The 16,256-nt window shown below is 69.8% G+C and carries 13 protein-coding genes; 5 read left to right on the top strand and 8 right to left on the bottom strand.

What is annotated here, in order from left to right; all coding sequences use genetic code 11:
• Positions 1-3 precede the first annotated feature (3 nt).
• The 8 genes from QIT00_RS09165 to QIT00_RS09200 all read right to left on the bottom strand — a co-directional run bounded on the left by QIT00_RS09165 (position 4) and on the right by QIT00_RS09200 (position 8,611).
• A complete protein-coding gene (locus QIT00_RS09165; RefSeq protein ID WP_282534644.1) occupies positions 4-1,056 on the bottom strand; it encodes a LacI family DNA-binding transcriptional regulator in 1,053 nt (350 codons plus the stop codon).
• 728 nt (positions 1,057-1,784) lie between these two features.
• Positions 1,785-2,627: a sugar phosphate isomerase/epimerase family protein gene (locus QIT00_RS09170; protein WP_282534645.1), complete on the bottom strand. Its 843-nt coding sequence runs from the start codon at positions 2,625-2,627 to the stop codon at positions 1,785-1,787.
• A complete protein-coding gene (locus QIT00_RS09175; RefSeq protein ID WP_349017169.1) occupies positions 2,624-3,736 on the bottom strand; it encodes a Gfo/Idh/MocA family protein in 1,113 nt (370 codons plus the stop codon). Before QIT00_RS09175 ends, QIT00_RS09170 begins: the two co-directional genes overlap by 4 nt.
• Positions 3,737-3,920: 184 nt before the next feature.
• A complete protein-coding gene (locus QIT00_RS09180; protein WP_282534647.1) occupies positions 3,921-4,739 on the bottom strand; it encodes a creatininase family protein in 819 nt (272 codons plus the stop codon).
• A gap of 28 nt (positions 4,740-4,767) precedes the next feature.
• The gene (locus QIT00_RS09185) at positions 4,768-5,652 is read right to left on the bottom strand and encodes a RidA family protein (protein WP_282534648.1); all 885 of its coding nucleotides are present in this window, start codon (positions 5,650-5,652) and stop codon (positions 4,768-4,770) included.
• On the bottom strand, positions 5,652-6,785 hold the full coding sequence (locus tag QIT00_RS09190) for a mandelate racemase/muconate lactonizing enzyme family protein (protein WP_282534649.1): 1,134 nt from the start codon (positions 6,783-6,785) through the stop codon (positions 5,652-5,654). The genes QIT00_RS09185 and QIT00_RS09190 overlap by 1 nt, the downstream gene beginning before the upstream one ends.
• Positions 6,785-7,762, bottom strand: a complete 978-nt coding sequence (locus QIT00_RS09195) for an SDR family NAD(P)-dependent oxidoreductase (RefSeq protein ID WP_282534650.1) — start codon at positions 7,760-7,762, stop codon at positions 6,785-6,787. The genes QIT00_RS09190 and QIT00_RS09195 overlap by 1 nt, the downstream gene beginning before the upstream one ends.
• Before the next feature lie 48 nt (positions 7,763-7,810).
• Positions 7,811-8,611, bottom strand: a complete 801-nt coding sequence (locus tag QIT00_RS09200; RefSeq protein WP_282534651.1) for a DeoR/GlpR family DNA-binding transcription regulator — start codon at positions 8,609-8,611, stop codon at positions 7,811-7,813.
• A gap of 250 nt (positions 8,612-8,861) precedes the next feature.
• Between QIT00_RS09200 and QIT00_RS09205 the strand changes: the two genes are divergently transcribed.
• From QIT00_RS09205 to QIT00_RS09225, 5 genes are all read left to right on the top strand, one after another.
• Positions 8,862-10,151 carry an ABC transporter substrate-binding protein gene (locus QIT00_RS09205; protein WP_282534652.1) on the top strand — a complete coding sequence of 430 codons (1,290 nt, stop codon included), beginning with the start codon at positions 8,862-8,864 and terminating at the stop codon, positions 10,149-10,151.
• A gap of 4 nt (positions 10,152-10,155) precedes the next feature.
• Complete coding sequence (locus QIT00_RS09210; protein WP_282534653.1) at positions 10,156-11,142, top strand: carbohydrate ABC transporter permease; 987 nt, start codon at positions 10,156-10,158, stop codon at positions 11,140-11,142.
• Entirely contained in the window at positions 11,139-12,104 is a 966-nt protein-coding gene (locus QIT00_RS09215) for a carbohydrate ABC transporter permease (protein ID WP_282534654.1), read from the top strand. Before QIT00_RS09210 ends, QIT00_RS09215 begins: the two co-directional genes overlap by 4 nt.
• A 98-nt stretch (positions 12,105-12,202) precedes the next feature.
• Positions 12,203-15,031: an NEW3 domain-containing protein gene (locus tag QIT00_RS09220; protein WP_282534655.1), complete on the top strand. Its 2,829-nt coding sequence runs from the start codon at positions 12,203-12,205 to the stop codon at positions 15,029-15,031.
• A 197-nt stretch (positions 15,032-15,228) separates the two neighbouring features.
• On the top strand, positions 15,229-16,215 hold the full coding sequence (locus tag QIT00_RS09225) for a dihydrodipicolinate synthase family protein (RefSeq protein ID WP_282534656.1): 987 nt from the start codon (positions 15,229-15,231) through the stop codon (positions 16,213-16,215).
• Positions 16,216-16,256 lie beyond the last annotated feature (41 nt).

A 16,256-nucleotide genomic window follows, 5' to 3' on the forward strand; every position in this document is an offset into this window, starting at 1 on the left:
TCGTCAGGAGCGCTGGGGATGCTTCCCGTCGACGTCGGGGAGGGTGCGGGTGCTGTCGCGGACGACGACCGTGGCGGCGAAGTGTGTGCTGCGGGTGCGGCGCGGGTGTTTCGGGTCGAGCACCATCCGCATCACCGTCCCACCCATCTCTTCGAGGGGGAGTCGCACCGTGGTGAGCGGCGGTGTCAGGTCACGCGCCGTGGGGATGTCGTCGAACCCGGCGACGGAGATGTCCCGGGGGACGCTCACCCCGTGATCGCGGAACGCGGACATCACACCGACGGCCATGATGTCGCTGAGCACGAAGACCGCGGTGACGTCGCCGACCCGGCCGACCAGCTCCTGCCCGGCCCTGTATCCGCCGTCGCGGGTGAACTCGCCGTCGAGCAGGTCCCGTTCGGTCAGCGCGACATCGGCCTCGGCCAGCGCCCGCCGCACTCCCTGCTCTCGTTCCTGGACGGTGAGGAGGTGGCCGGGTCCGGAGACGACCGCGAAACGCCGGTGCCCCTGCTGGACGAGCAGGCGTGTCATGTCGTACGCGCCCTGCTCGTTCTCCGGGCGTACGGTGTCCACCCGCAGCCGGTGCTGGCTGACCGCGGCGACCCGGCCGCCGCTGTCGCGGTACGCGGTCACGGCGTCCTCGAGACGGCGGGTGAAGGCCGGGTCGTGCTGGCCGGAGCCGGCGAGAATGACGGCCTGGGCACGCTGCTCGTGCAGCGCCTGGACGTAGGCCAGTTCCTGTTCCGGGTCCCGGAACGTGCTGGCTATCGTCACCAGCAATCCGTGTTCCTTCGCCACCCGCAGGACGCCGGTGGCGATCGCGCTGAAGTACGGATCCGCGATGTCGTGCAGGACCAGGCCCACGGTCGGGTTGGTCGACCGTGCCAGCGCCTGCGCCTGGGCGTTGGGTACGTAGCGCAGCTCGGCAGCGGCGGTCATCACGGTGTCGCGGAGCTCGGCTCCGACCACGCGGGTGCTCCCGTTGAGCACGCGTGATGCAGTGGCGAGTGAAACTCCGGCACGAGCAGCCACATCAGCGAGCGTCGCTCGCGCCATAGTCGTCTCCCGAGCAGCGTCACGGTAAGCGGCATGTCCGCGGGCCACACTGTAGCCCGGGCGGCACACCTGTCCTACGGCGAGGAGGTGGGCTGCCGCACCGGCGCGTGCGGCTGCCATGCGGAGGAAGGCGGTGACGCGGAGCGTCGACAGCTGACGACAACGCTGCGGGTGGCCACAGTGCCCTTGGTCCTGATCGAGGGCGCGGACGAACTCGGCGTCGACACGGACCGTCTCGCCGTTCGTGACGCGGCAGCACGCGCTGCGGTCCGGCGGGGCCGAAGGAGCGGAGGAGGAATGGCGGGCGCGCCCCTCGGCGCTGGAGCGCGCCCGATGCGGAGCGCGCGGAGAGCCTGGGCGCACGCCGTGGGCGGGGGCGCGTCCGGGGCTGCTACGCGACGGCGTCGTCCCCGCGGATGGCACTGCCCGGGATCGCGATCCCCAGCCGCTACCTTCCGTACGACCCGCGTCGGCGGGTGGGCGGGAGACCGAGGGGGAGATGGTCCGGGAGTTGCGTGAGCACGCCCACCGAGTGCGTCGTGGTGACCTGTCATTGCTGGGGAGTGCGCCCACCGGGCCCAGCAGTCCACGCAGTCCACGCAGTCCGCGTACGTAGTCGCCCAGCACTGCGGCGTGGGCCCACGTGTGCCGGACAGTCCGGCAAGACCGTCCCGTACCCCTCCAGCCGCACTCCAGCCGTTGACCGGAAGTCCGGCTGGAGATGCCCCCTATGCGCAGGTCAGTTCGCGGAGGTAGGCGAGGTTGTCCCGGACCCGTTCCGCCTGCGGGACGTCGGTGGAGAAGTCCTCGACCGACACCCAGCCGTCGTACCCGATCCCGGCGAGCGCCTCGAAGAGGGCGGGGAGGTCGGCCGCACCGTGCCGCATGGGCGCCCACTGCCACGCCCACTCGGTGCGGTCCGCTCCCGCGGACGGCCGCTCGGCGAGAACGGCGTTCTTCACATGGACGTGTGCGAGGTAGTCGCCGAGGATCTCCAGGCTCCAGGGGTGGTACTCGTACCCCTCCTGCACCATGTTGCCGATGTCATGGATGACGCCGACGTGCGCGGGATCGAAGCCCTCCAGGAACCGGGCAGCCGCCGAAGCGCTGGACGCCAGTGACTGGTGGTGCAGCTCGATCAAGGCCCTGACGCCGTGCTCCCGGGCGAGCTCGGCGATGTCGCGGTACTGCGCGCGATGGCGCCGGAACGCGGCCTCGTAGCCCTCCGGGCCGGGCCTGCCGAGGGGGACCCTCAGCTGAGGCACGCCGAGGCCTGCCGTGGCGCGCATCAGCCGCTCGACCTGCTCGGTCTTGTCGCAGGTCGCGTAGCCGCTGATGGCCGGCATCACGAGCCCGGTCTTCTCGATGAGCTCCCTGACCTGCGGGACGTCGTCCTCGAATGTCGAGGACGGCCACGTGCACTTGTTGCCCTGCCAGAACTCGGTGACGGAACTCGGCGCCTGGTCGACGACGCGCCATTCGATGCCGTCCCAGCCCTGGTCCGCAAGCTCGACGGCCGCTTCTTCAGGTGTCCACTCGGGGAGCGACACGGTGCAGACGGACAACTTCACTGGCCCAACTCCTTGATCTTCACCGGCCTGCGGGTGCGGGCCGACTCGTAGATGGCGCGGATCAGCGCGAGCGGGCGGGTGGCCGCTTCGACGGTCACGAGCGGCGGGCGCCCTTCCTCGACGGCTGAGAGGAAGTCCTCGAACTGCGCGGTGTGCGACGTGGCGTCGGACCGGCGGCGCGACCCCGCGCCGCCGAGCAGTTCACCGGCCTGGTTGGCCTCACCGCCGGCCCCGTAAGGGTACTCCCGGCCACCCCCGCCGGCCGCGTGGAAGTACACCAGCTCGTCGTTGTCGATCACCGCGGAGCCGCGGTCGCCGTGGACCTGCACGCGGGACACCGGGCCCGGGTACGCCGCCGTCGTGCCGTGCACCACGCCCAGCGCACCGCCCGCGAACTGAATGGTCGCGACGGCCGTGTCCTCCACCTCGATGCGCTCGTGGGCCAGGCAGTCGGCATACGCGAACACTTCGACCGGCTCGCCGAGGAACCAGACGAGCAGGTCGATGGTGTGGATGCCCTGGTTCATGAGAGCGCCGCCGCCGTCGAACTCCCATGTGCCCCGCCAGTCACCGGAGTCGTAGTACTCCTGGCTGCGCCACCACGACATGATCGCGTTGCCCGAGGTGAGCTTGCCGAACCGCCCCGCCTGCAGCGCCTCGTGCACGACCGTGCTGGCCTGCTCGTACCGGAACTGGCTGATCACCATCGCGGTGCGGTCGGACCGCCGCTCCGCGGCGAGGACCCGACGGGCCGCACCGAGGGTGATGTCCAGAGGCTTCTCGATGACGACATGCTTGCCCGCGTCCAGCGCGGCCACCGCGAGATCGGCGTGCTGCCCGCTCGGGGTGCAGATGGTCACGGCGTCGATGTCCGGACGCGCCAGAACCTCCCCGATCGAGTGGGACGCCTCCACGCCGTGCTTCTCCGCCAGTTGCCGGGCCCGGTCGGGAGAAGTGTCGGCCACGACGGCGAGTTCGGCGCGGTCCCCCAGCCCTGTCACGGTTTGCGCGTGCAGTCCACCGATGACCCCGCACCCGATGATTCCGAATCTCACGAGCGGCCTCCACCACACTCGGGTAAGCGCTTGGGTAAACGCTTTCCGAGTCACGTTAGATCAGGTGCGCACTCACAGGAAGGGAGTCCGGCGTAGGTGAACCCAGTCGGCATCAACGGCCGTGTCAGGAGCCGTGGTTGAAGGCACCCCGGCACTCGACTCCGTCAGTGATCGGCCCCACCGGCGCAGGTGGGCATCGGCGCCGACTTGGACCTCACGCGTCCCAGTGGGCGGCCGATCAGGAAGTCTGCCCGATACGCACCGCTCCCGAGGGCGCCGGAGCGGCGGTGCCGCCGGGCGCGCTGGAACGCATCGACCGTAGGAGGGCCACCAGTTGGCCGGTGACGGCGCGGCTGACCGCCTCGCCCTTGGCACGGGTGGCGATCCTTGGTTCGCCGAACACCCCCGTGTCGGAGATGTCGCTGAAGCGGCGGTACAGCGTCGCTGGAGCCGCGCGCAGCATGTCGGCGGTGTCCCAGGGGAAGGCGGGGGTGTTGGTCATGGGTGGGGCGGCATCGAGATCGACGAGGGCCGGCGCGATGACCTGCATGAGCGAGGTCTCCAACTCGCAGGCGTGGCCCACACCTCCGGGGCCCGACTCGCTGAGACGAGTGAGCTCGTCCGCCGCGATGCGCCACCAGGCGGTGCGGACGATGTGCCGCCCCGGCCACCGGGTGCCCAGCCGCTCCAGGGCCACCTGGCCGATGCCCTCGTTGCCCCCGTGGGCGTTGAGCAGCAGCAGATGCCGGAAGCCCTGGTCGAGTACACAGCCCGCCACGTCCTCGACCTGGCGCAGAAACGTCTCATGGCTCACCGACAGCGTGCCGCCGAAGTCCCGGTGGTGGTCCGAGCAGCCGACCGCGACCGAGGGCAGGACGAGGACGTCCGTTCCCAGCTCCTCGTCGACGCGCGCGGCGAAGTGTTCGGCGATCATGCGGTCGGTGGCCAGCGGCAGGTGCGGTCCGTGCTGTTCCACCGCGCCCATCGGCAGCACGACGGGGATGTCGCGATCGAGCTCGGCAAGGGCGGGGGATGTGCAGCGCTCCCAGTACGTCATGCCGCCTCCTTGCTGCGGGTGTTCGGGTTCACGGCTGGACCGCCCACATCTCCACCTCGACGAGGAGCCCGTCGAGCAGCTGGGTGCCGACAGCGGTGCGCACCGGCAGGGTGCCGGGCATCATCTCGCGGTACACCGAGTTGAACCGCTCCCACAGCGAGATGTCGGAGAGGTAGACGTTGACCTTGAACACGTCCCCCAGGGTGCAGCCGGCCGAAGCGAGCTGCCGGGCGCAGTTGTCCAGGGTCTCGCGTGCCTGCTCCTCGACGGTCTTGCCGATGACCGAACCGTCGGAGGCGATGGCCGCCTGCCCGGAGATGACGGCGAGCTTGTCGGCGCGGACGGAGAGCACCGGCGAGTACGGTCCCGCGGTGGTGTGCTGGCGTGCGCTCGCGGGGACCTGCTTGGCCGCGGTGGCCGGCGCGGCCGGAGCGGCATCGCCCATCGGGTTCGGCAGGTAGCCGACGAACCCGATGATCCGCCAACGGTCGTCAAACTTCCGGCACAGGTAGAGGGTCTGCCAGCTCAGCGGGACGATCGAGCCGTCCTTGCGGCGCACTTGGCCGTCGATCTTCTTGTGCGCCAGCGCCCGGTCGCCGTCGATCTCGATGTCGCGCACCGTGCTCGCCTCGTACAGGCCGGTCTCCAGGCCGTCGGCGACGAGCTCGCGCATGGCCGTGCTCTGCTCCAGCCAGGACCTGCGGTAGTCGTCGAGCGCGCGGAAGCCGAGGCGCCAGGAGTCGGGGTTGGACCGCATCCGTCCGTCGACCGCGACGAACGAGTCGGCGTGGAAGTCGTCGGCGACCAGGTCCCAGTCGCCGACCATGAAGGATCGGATGTCCCGCTCGACGAGCATCTCCCAGATCTGGGCGCGGTCGGCATCGGTGGTGAAGGGGTTGCGGTACGGGGTCATCAGGATCGGTACTCCTTCTCTGAGGTACGGAACTTCGCCACCGCGCTGTCGTCCAGCTCCACGCCGAGACCGGGTCCGGAGGGCAGGCGCACGTGCGGAGGCGTGAGTGCCAGCGGCTCACGCAGCAGGTCGTGGGAGCGGATGTGGCGGCCGAAGATGTCGCTGGGCCAGGTGCAGGACCGGGCTGCGGCGGCCGAGTGGACGTACGCCGCCTCGAGGATGCCCAGATCCACCTCGGAGCCGTGCCAGGACGGCAGGCCGGCCACGTCGGCGACGTGGTCGAGCCGCTGGAAGTCGGCGAGGCCGGCGTTGAAGTTGAATCCGTCGACCGTGCTGTTGCGGATCGCGGTGATCGCGTCGCTCGGACGGTTGCCGACCGAGGTGTACGGCAGCGACACATGCCGGACGACCGGGATCGAGGTGGCCCTGCGCAGTTCGGCCCACTCCGCGGCCATCCAGTGCGGGATCGGATCCTCCAGGCACAGCACGTTGCCGATCTCGGCGAGGCCGTCGGCGATCCTGCGGGCCTCGGCGACCCGCTCGAACCGCTCGTTCGGATCCAGCACGACGCGCATGCCCGGAGCGCTCTCGGCGATCGCGGCGCACCAGCCGACGACGTCGTCCTCCAGCGAGCACTTGAGCTTGAAGGAGGTGAAGCCCTGCTCGTGGTAGCCGCGGGCCACGTCCCCGATCTCGTCGAGAGTGCGGTGGCTCGACCAGGCGCTGACCTCGACAAGATCGCGCACCGGCCCCCCGAGCAGGTCGACGACGCGGACACCCAGCGTACGGGCGTAGGCGTCCCAGATCGCGATCTCGAATCCGTCGTACTCCCGGGTCCGTGCGAAGGGCAGGTCCTGACGGCACAGTCGGCCGATGTCCTCGCCGACCAGTGACTCGGCGATGGCGTCGACGGTCGGCCAGTCGACGGACCGGTACAGCTCACCGAGCCCGACGGTCCCGTCGGCCAGCTCCAATTGCAGGACTATTTTGGGAAGTTCGTCGAACTGGACCGACCAGCCGCGTGAACCCTTGACCGGGAGCTTGTGCAGCGGCCTGCGGAGTGCGGCGGATTCGATCGCACCGGGGTGGGCTGGGACGACGACCTCGGTCGCCAGAATCCGGCTGATGCGCATCAGAGGGACCCCTCGAGAAGGGACGGGGCGCCGATCGCCGCCAGCGGCGTCGACGCGGTCAGGTCGGATGTGGGGAGCGGACCCCCGTCGGACGGGTCAGGTGCGTCCGGCAGGGGTCCGCCGACGGTGGCCGGCGCGGAGGCCGGGTTTCCGGTCGAGGCGCGGTTGTACAGGCGGGCGGTGAGCCCGGCGTCGACGTACAGGGTCTGTCCTGTGACGCATCTGCTCTGCTCCGAGAGCAGGAACACCGCGGCCCATCCGCAGTCGACCGGTTCGACGAGGCGGGGCAGGGGCTGTTCGACGTCCCGGTGCCGTTCCACCCACGCCTCGGGGTCGTCGGTGATCCGGCCGAGCAGGTGGACGTTCTGCTCGGAGTGGACGTAGCCGGGTGCGATGGCGTTGCAGCGCACACCGTACGGGCCGAGTTCCAGCGCGCTCCCGCGAGTGAGCCCGTCGACCGCGGACTTGGCGGAGGCGTAGATCGCGTACTGGTCCATCGTCGCCCGACCGTGCACGGAAGAGACGTTGACGATCGCGCCGGGCATGCCCTGGTCGATGAGCAGGCGGGAGAAGGCGCGGCTGACCAGCCACAACCCTCGGACGTCCACATCGAAGACCCGGTCGAACTCCTCCTCGGACGCACGGTAGAAGGGCTCGGCCAGTCCGACACCCGCGTTGTTCACCAGCGCGGTCACCGGACCGCAGCGCTCCGTCGCGGTCCGCACGATCCGCTCCGCGTCCTCCGGCTTGCTCACATCCCCGACGACGCCGACCGCACCCGGGTGCCTCTTCAGCACTGGTGCGAGCTCGGCCTCGGTCAGGCCGTTGAGGACCAGCCGTCCGCCGGCCGCCTGAACGGCACGGCAGACGCCTGCTCCGACACCGTCACCGGTGGCCCCGGTGACGAGAACGGTCCGACCGGCCAGGGACGGAACCTCTTCGCCGTTCGCCGTTGCCGGAGTGTCTGTCTCCAGCAACGGGACAACATGCGGATTGACCACCATTCACCGTCTCCAAACTTGCCGTTACTTCGCTTCCACGACGGTCACCAGGGGCCCGGCGTCCGCCACCGCGTCCAGCGCTTCCCGGTTCAGCGAGTCGTCCTCGTCCGGCAGCCACGTGACCACTTCGGCTACGTCGCTGGTCGATCCCACCGATGCGAACCGCGCAACGCCGATGCCCTCCGGTGGGCAGGCCACCACCACACTGCGGGCCCGCGCGATGATCTGGCCGGCCACGCCCGCCACGGCGGAGTCGGCGACGCTGAGCGAGGTCTCCGTGACGCCCTCGCACACCACGACGGCCACATCCACCTGGTAGGACGCCGCGGCCTGTTCGGCGAGATGGCCGACGAGCAGCGACGTTCCGGCCCTGCGCGTCCCTCCGGTCACCACGAGGTCGACACCGTCCGCCGTCTTCAGCCTGGCGGCGACGTCCAGCGCGTTGGTCAGGACCGCCAGCCGTCGGCCCGCGAGGTGTCCGGCGATCAGTTCGCCCAGTGACTCGCCGGTGATGCCGACCGCATGTGCCGAGGCACAGCGCGCGGCGAGGAGTTCGGCTACGGCGGTGTGCTGGGGCAGTACGGCGTTTCGACGCCGCCGCGTACCGACCTCGGCATGGTGGGCCAGCGCCCCGCCGTGCGTCCGTGCGACGAGTTGCTGATCCGACAGATGGTCGAGGTCCCGCCGGACGGTGGCCTCGGAGACGCCGAGCTCTTCGGCCATCTCGGAGACCGCCACGGAGCCCATGCCGGAGATCCTGTCGAGGATGGCATTGAGTCGCTCTGCACGACCGTGCCCTGACTGTCGCGCCTGCTGTCCGCTCATAGCCTCCGCCGCCCCCTCATGAAGCGCTCAATCTGTGCGATCAATCAAGCACACCGAGCAAGTAACAAGCAAGACCATGCAGAAAAAAGCAGATTCGAGCATTCGAAGTGTTGACAGTCGCACACATGCAGGGGGAGCGTGTGGACCGCTCAGCCGGATGCTGCCGGGGACCGGAGAGCCCGCTCCCCGAAGGTCCGGGCGTGCCTGCGGAGTCCGGCTTTGCCCCCGCTAGGGACAGGTGGAGACCTACATGAACAGAATGCGCACCACGACGCTCGCCGCACTCACGGCGGGCGTCCTGGCCTTCACCACCGCGGCCTGCGGTGGCAGCCCCGGCTCAGGGGACGACACGCTCGTCTACTGGTCCATGTGGGAGGAGAAGGAACCCCAGGCCGAGGTGCTCAAGAGCGCCATCGCCAGATTCGAGAAGCAGTCCGGCACCGAGGTCGATGTCGTCTGGCAGGGCCGCAAGGTGCTCCAGAAGGTCGCGCCCGCGCTGCGCTCGGGCGAGGTGCCCGACCTCGTGGACCACGACCACAACTCCCTGCGGTCCACGCTCGCCGAGCCAGGTCAGGCCCGCGACCTCTCCGCGGTCTACAAGGCGAACGTTCCCGGCGAGGGCAAGACCGTCGCCGCCGTAGGACCCGGCAGATACCGGGAGTTGACCACCCACGACGGGAAGCCGTACATGCTCCCGTACGAGGTGTTCGCCCAGGCCCTCTGGTACGACGGGTCGAAGTTCCCGAAGCTGGCGGACAAGCAACCCGAGACCTGGGACGCCTTCCTCAAGCTCCTTGACGAGCGGAAGAAGGAGGGGCGCGCCCCGCTCGCCCTCGACGGTGACATCGGCTTCTACAACAGCCTGTGGACCGTGCACCTTCTGGAGCGCGCGCTCGGGCCGGGCACCGTGAACAAGATCGCCGCCGACAAGTCCGGCGACGCATGGCGTGACACCAAGGTCGTCAACGCGCTGCGCAGGGTCGAAGACCTCGCCAGGGGCGGGTACTTCGCCGAAGGAGCGTTCGGCAGCAAATGGCCGGCCATGCAGGAGCGGTGGGCCGCGGGCGACTCGGACTTCCTCCTGATGGGCTCCTGGATACCCAGCGAGACGAGGAACTCGGCCGCCTCCGGGTTCACTTACCGGTCCATGCCCTTCCCCACCGTCGCGGGCGGCGACGACTCGGTGCACACCGGCGCGATCGGCTTCGCCGTCCCCACGGCAGCCGAACATCCCGAGGCCGCCGAGAAGTTCCTCGCTTTCATGATGAAGCGGGAGAACATCGAGGGCTTCTCCACCAAGGCGCTCAACCTGGTCCCGCGCCCCGACGTCGAGGCGCCGGAGCAGCTGGCCGGCCTGGCCGAGGCCCTCAAGGAGCGGAAGATCACCCCGGCGTACGACGGGATCGACGCCGACTACCCGAACTACCCGACCGAGGTGTTCGAGCCCGCCGGGAACGCACTGCTCGCCGGAAAGATCACGGCCGACCAGTTCATCCAGCAGGTGGCGGACAAGCAGGCCGCGTACTGGAAGAAGCACTGAGCCCATGACCGACACAGCAGTTCCGGCGCGGGACCGGGCCACGGCCACGACCTCCTCCGCTGCCAGTCCCGCAGCCCCGCACAGGCGCAGCAGGCGTGACGAAGGGCCGTTCCAGGCCCGGCGGCGCCGGCTCTTCTGGCCCTTCGTGGCCGTTCCGCTCGTCCTGTACCTCGTCTTCTTCCTCGGCCCCACCCTCGCCTCGTTCTGGATCAGCCTGCACGCGTGGGACGGCATCGGCGAGATGAAGTTCAGGGGCCTCGGCAACTACGAAGTGCTCCTTGGCGACGAGGTCTTCCGCGGTGCGTTCGCCAACACCCTCATCATCCTGGTCGGTGTGGGACTGGCCGTCTTCGTGGCGAGCTTCGCCCTCGCGATGGTGCTCAGGGAGCTGGCCGGCCGGAAGTTCGCCCGCGCCGTGCTGTTCTTCCCCAACATCATCGCTCCGATCGTGCTGTCGGTGCTCTGGGGCTTCATCTTCCAGAACGACGGGCTGCTCGACTCCGCGCTGCAGGGCATCGGTATCTCCGACGGCCCCAACTGGCTCGGCGACCACCTGTTCTTCGTCATCCTGCTCGGGCTCGCGTGGGTGAACACCGGCTTCTACGTCACGATCATCATGGCCGGGGTGGACCGGATCCCGCCCTACCTGTACGAGGACTGCAAGCTCGCGGGGGCGAACGCCTTCCAGCGCTTCTGGCACGTGACCCTTCCCCTGACCTGGGACGTGGTGGCGACCTCGGCGATCCTTTGGACGATCAGCTCGCTGAAGATCTTCGAGTTCCTCTACGCCTTCGGCGGCACCACCAACGACATGCCGCCGACCGGTGTGTGGAACAGCGCGCTGTTCATCTACGGGCAGACCTTCGGCGGGCGCACCCCTCCGTACCTGTTCGGCTACGCCTCCGCCGCCGCTGTGGTGACCCTGCTGTTCCTCATCGTGCTCGTCTTCCTGTTCCGGCGGGTCCTGCGCCGCGAGGTGATCGAGTTTTGACCGCACTGTCTGGATCGACGATGCCTACTACGACCGAACGACCGACGACGAGCACGCCGACGCAGGAGGACGAACACCAACGGCGGCGAGGGATCCTCCGGCCGGGCGGGCGCCGCCCCGGGGCCGGCCGCTCGGACCGCGGCCGCGGCCGCCGCATCGCGCACACGCTGGTGTGGCTGCTGGTCGGGTTCAACCTCTTCGCCCTCGGCTGGATGATCGTGACCTCGGTGCGTGAGCACCGCAGCATCTTCCGCAGCCCCTGGTCGCTGCCCGGAAGGCCGCAGCTGGAGAACTACCTCGACGCGTGGACGACCGGCAACTTCGGCCCCGCCGCCGTCAATACGGTCCTGCTGGTGGGCGCCGCGAGCGTGACCATCGTGCTGATCTCCGCGCCCGCCGCGTATGCGCTGAGTCGTATACCCGGCCGGATGTCGGACTCGCTGAGCGTCCTGTTCGCGCTGGGCATCGGGGTCCCCGCCCAGGTGATCATCGTCCCCCTATTCGTGATCGCCCAGGAGATGGCGCTGGTCAACAGCCTGCCCGGGCTCTATGTCCTCTACGTCGCACTGTCCCTGCCGTTCACGGTCTTCCTGCTCACCGGGTTCTTCCGCTCCCTGCCCGGCTCGTTGGAGGAGGCCGCCGCGCTCGACGGTGCCTCCCCGTTCCGGACGTTCTGGCAGATCATGCTGCCGCTCGGCCGCTCCGGCCTCATCACCGCACTCGCGCTCAACGCGGTGGGCCTGTGGAACGAGACCTTCCTCGCCCTGGTGTTCGTCACCGGCAACGAGAACCAGACGCTGTCGCTCGCGCTCCTCGGCTTCCTCGCCAAACAGCAGTACAGCGGCGCCGATTACGGGGCGCTGTTCGCCGGTGTCTGCATCATCGTGCTCCCCATGGTCGCCCTGTACGTCTGGCTCGGCCGACGCATCATCGAGGGCCTCACCCTCGGCGCGGACAAATAGCCCACCTCACGCAGCACTCGGCACACAGACAACTGGTCCACCTCACGCAGCACTCGGCACAGACAACTGGTCCACCTCACGAAGAAGGAGACTGAAGCGTGCACGGAGGAGACGGAAAGGCGATACGGGCCTCGGCCGATCGCCGGCGCCTGCGCCCGCGGCGCAGAGATACCTCACGCATCGTCGTCACAGGTCTGGTCGCCGCCCTCTGTCTGACTCTGGTCAGCGGGCCGGCCGGAGCCAGGACGACGTCCGCGACCGGTCCGGGCCCGGCGGCCTCCGCCGGGGAGCAACGTGAGGCGGCCCGTTGGGACTTGGCGGCCGGGAACGCGAAGGACCTGTCGGGCAACGGCCACGACGGCGAAGCGGGCAGCGGTGTCGAGTTCACCGGCACGGGCGCCCGCTTCGACGGCAGCGACGACGGGGAGATCTCCGTCGGCTACGACGCCGGCTACCAGCCCGAGAGCATCGAGGCCGGCGAACGCTGGCGCCTGGAACTCGACGGCGTGGTGCCGACGGCCGTGGGCCCCGACTACCGGGCGATCGTGAGTGGCCGCTCCGACGGCCGCGGCTGGGCCGTCTACATGACCACGAAGGGCACGCTCGCCTTCTGGATGGCCAAGGACACCGGCGGCTGGGCTCAGGTGTCGTCGGACGTCAAGGCGGTCGAGGGACGCAGCTACGACATCGAGGCGGAATGGAACGGCAAGAGCCTGTCCATCGCCGTGTCCGGTGCCGCCACCGGCAAGGGCCGCGCCCTGATGCAGGGCTCGTACCAGCCGATGGGCGACGATCAGCCGTTGCGTTTCGCGAACGGCGGCGACACCGGCACCGAGATGTTCTTCGCCGGCACCATCCGGGCCGCATCGGTCAGCGTGGGCCCGCCGCCGCCGGCCAACGATCCCCCGGCCGAGCAGGTGTGCGTGCCCCGCGGCAACGCGAAGGTCGCTCCCATCGACAGGAACCTCTTCACCGGAACGGAACCCACCGACGAGAAGTCCCGGCAGCTGCGCGACATCGCCTTCAACGCCACCCGCCACTCGGTCGCGACCTGGTACCCCGAGCGGTACGGCGACGACAAGGGCCGCTATCTCGACTTCGGCGGCGACGGCGAGTACGAGCTGCGCGCCCCGGCCATGGCCGCGATGGGATCGGCCGTTCCGCTCGCCACCGGCACCTTCGACGCCGAGAAGGCCGGACTGAGCGAGCGGGAGGCGACGAACCGCGTCACCAAGCTCGTGAGCTCACTCGCCTACCGCCACCGAGCCAACACCGAAGGCGGCTGGGGCGACCCCGGCGACCACTGGCAGACCCCGCTGTGGAGCTTCTACGCGGCCTTCGCCGGCTGGCTGCTGTGGGACGAGCTGTCACCCGCCGAGCAGACCTGCGTGCAGAACATGGTGGAGTACGAAGCCGACAAGGCCCCGGCTCCCGCGTACTACCGCGACCGGAGCGGCACCATCATCTCCGGCGGCAACACCCAGGCAGAGGAGGACTCCTCGTGGTCGACGATCCTCGGGCTCGCCGCCGCGATGATGCCCGACCACAAGCACTGGCAGGACTGGCAGCGCCGCAACGTGGACCTGATGATCGCCGCCTACGCCCGGCCCACCGACACGGACAGCGACCAGGTGCTCAACGGGCGCAAGCTCAGCGACCTCCTCGACGGCTCCAACATCGAGAACAACGGCACCGTCGTCAACCACGGCTTCCTGCACCCGATCTACATGCTCGCCTTCTCGGAGAGCGTGAACGCGGCACTGACGTCCTCCCTGGCCGGCACTCCCACACCTGAGGCCGCCGTCCACAACATCGACGTCGTCTACGACGCCCTGGTGGACCGGGAGTTCACCACGCCGACCTACCGCGAGCCCGGCGGCACCATCTACCGTCCCGGTTCCGCCGACATCTACTACCCCGAAGGCAACGACTGGGGAACGAAGTTCCCCCTGTACTTCGGCCAGGCCGATGTCATCGCCGACGTCCTCGGCCAGGACAACCTCGCCGGGACGAAGGCCCCGACCTGGGAGAAGCTGCACAACACCGAGGCCGCGGCCATGCAGGAACGGCACCCGGACGGCCACACCTACGCCGACGACGAGGAGAGCAACTACGCGCTCAAGGAGCAGCGGATCACCCATCTCGCCGGGATGATGTACCTGACGCGGTGGCTCGACCGCCGACAGGCGATCTGCATGACGTCCCGTCCCTACACCACGGCGGAGTCCGACCCGGTCCTCGGTGAGCTGGAAGCGCCCGAAGCCGCGGCGTCCGCCCTGAGCACCCGCGCCACCGCACTGGAGGAGAGCGGTGACCTCACGGGTAAGCAGGCCGACCGTATCCGGGCCGCCGCGGCCGAACTGGAGCGCCGGACCGACGAGGTGAGGTCCGCCCGGACCGGCGGTGACGACCAGAGGCTGTCCCGGGCCGTCGAGGCGTCCCTCGCCACCGTCTCGACCCTGGACAAGTGGCTCACGGGGCAGCGGGAGTCCGGGGCACTCCGTGCCGGGGTCGCGCGCGAACTCCTCGCCGAAACGGCATCCGCGACGACCGGCCTGTCGACCCTCCACCGCTGCAGCGTCGCTCCCGTCAGCGCGAGCCTCGAACTCCCGGACAATGTCGCGGTCGCCGGGAAGACCCTGCGGGCCTCCGCGGTCGTCCACAACACCTCTGAAGTCCCGCTCCACGACGTGGCCGTGACCCTGGAAGCCCCGGCAGGCTGGAAGGTCGAGCCGACCCGCGAGGACGGCGCCAAGGCGCTGGCTCCCGGGAAGAAGGCCGTCGTCGAGTTCACCATCACGGTGCCCGAGGGCGAGACCGTCTCGTGGGGCCAGGCGATCGAGGGGCGGGCGACGTACAGCACCCGCGGCGATGGAGTGGTGGTGCTGCCGATCGACGCACCCCTCGCACCCACCGCCCGGGAGTAACTCCCGTCCGGCACGGCGGATCGGCGCGACACCACGATCGGTGCCGCGCCGATCCGCCGCATGTCCCCACCCGGTCGCGAGGACCGGTGCACCACCCACCCAGCCGGTCGACCCACCGGCCCGAAACCGCCCCACCGGCCCGAAGCGGCCCCACCGGATGTCCGGTTCCGTCGGACTTCCTGTTCCAAAGGACTGCCATGACCCCGATGACAAAGGATCCGGCACAGCAGGATCCGATCCACAAGGATCCGGCACAGAAGGACACCGCGGCGCTCGTACGCGGTGTGTCGCCCGTCCTTGAGGTGCCCTTCCATGCAGACGGATCCCTGGACCCGGACGGCTTCGCCCGCGTCGTCGAGCGGGTGCTGTCCACCGGGGTCACGTCCGTGATGTTTCCCGGCTTCGCGAGCGAGTTCCACAAGCTCGACGGCGGCGAACGGGACCTCCTCACCGGCCTGTTGCTGGAGCGGACCCGCTCCCGTCCGGACGTGGCCGCCATCGTCTCGGTCCCCGACCACGCGACCCGGCACGCGGTCCGTGAGGCGGCACGGGCCGCGGAACGCGGAGCGGACGCGGTCAACCTCCTGCCCCCGCACTTCCTCGGCCCCTCCCGCGAAGCGGTCCTCGACCACGTACGGGCCGTGCTCCGCGCCGTGGCACCGCTGCCCGTCGTCGTGCAGTACGCCCCTGCCCAGACCGGCACGGCCCTCGACGCCCCGACGCTGCGGCGGCTCGCCGCCGAGCACCCGAACCTGCGGTGGGTGAAGGTCGAGTCGGCACCGCCCGGCCGCCTCATCGCCGCACTCGCGCAGGGGGAGCGCCCACTGCCCGCACTCGTCGGCTACGCCGGGCTGCAACTTCCGGACGCGCTGCGCCGGGGGGCGGTGGGCGTCCAACCCGGCTGCTCCTTCACGGAGTTGTACGTGGACCTATGGAGCCGCTGGGAGCGCGGCGACACGGACGGTGCGACGGCACTGCACACGCGCCTGGTCCCGTACCTCTCGTACTGGATGCAGGGCGTCGAGCTCATCGTCGCCGCGGAGAAGGAGATTTCAGTGCGGCGCGGCTGGTTCGGCTCGGCGCACTGCCGCGCGCCCGGCCACTGCCTCGACGACGAGGAGCTGTGCATGATCGACCGATTCTGCGCGGAGTTCGCCGGGCTCGTGCCGGAGCTCGCCCGATGACACCACCACGGCAAGCGCCCGTGGTACCCGGTGTACCGGCC

The organism is Streptomyces luteolus, assembly GCF_029968015.1.
Lineage (GTDB): Bacteria > Actinomycetota > Actinomycetes > Streptomycetales > Streptomycetaceae > Streptomyces > Streptomyces luteolus.

Bases quoted from the DNA above. Each gene is read 5' to 3' on its own strand.
- QIT00_RS09185 (WP_282534648.1), bottom strand. From the start codon at position 5,652: ATGACCCCGTACCGCAACCCCTTCACCACCGATGCCGACCGCGCCCAG.
- QIT00_RS09205 (WP_282534652.1), top strand. From the start codon at position 8,862: ATGAACAGAATGCGCACCACGACGCTCGCCGCACTCACGGCGGGCGTC.
- QIT00_RS09200 (WP_282534651.1), bottom strand. From the start codon at position 8,611: ATGAGCGGACAGCAGGCGCGACAGTCAGGGCACGGTCGTGCAGAGCGA.
- QIT00_RS09180 (WP_282534647.1), bottom strand. From the start codon at position 4,739: ATGACGTACTGGGAGCGCTGCACATCCCCCGCCCTTGCCGAGCTCGAT.
- QIT00_RS09190 (WP_282534649.1), bottom strand. From the start codon at position 6,785: ATGCGCATCAGCCGGATTCTGGCGACCGAGGTCGTCGTCCCAGCCCAC.
- QIT00_RS09165 (WP_282534644.1), bottom strand. From the start codon at position 1,056: ATGGCGCGAGCGACGCTCGCTGATGTGGCTGCTCGTGCCGGAGTTTCA.
- QIT00_RS09225 (WP_282534656.1), top strand. From the start codon at position 15,229: ATGACCCCGATGACAAAGGATCCGGCACAGCAGGATCCGATCCACAAG.
- QIT00_RS09210 (WP_282534653.1), top strand. From the start codon at position 10,156: ATGACCGACACAGCAGTTCCGGCGCGGGACCGGGCCACGGCCACGACC.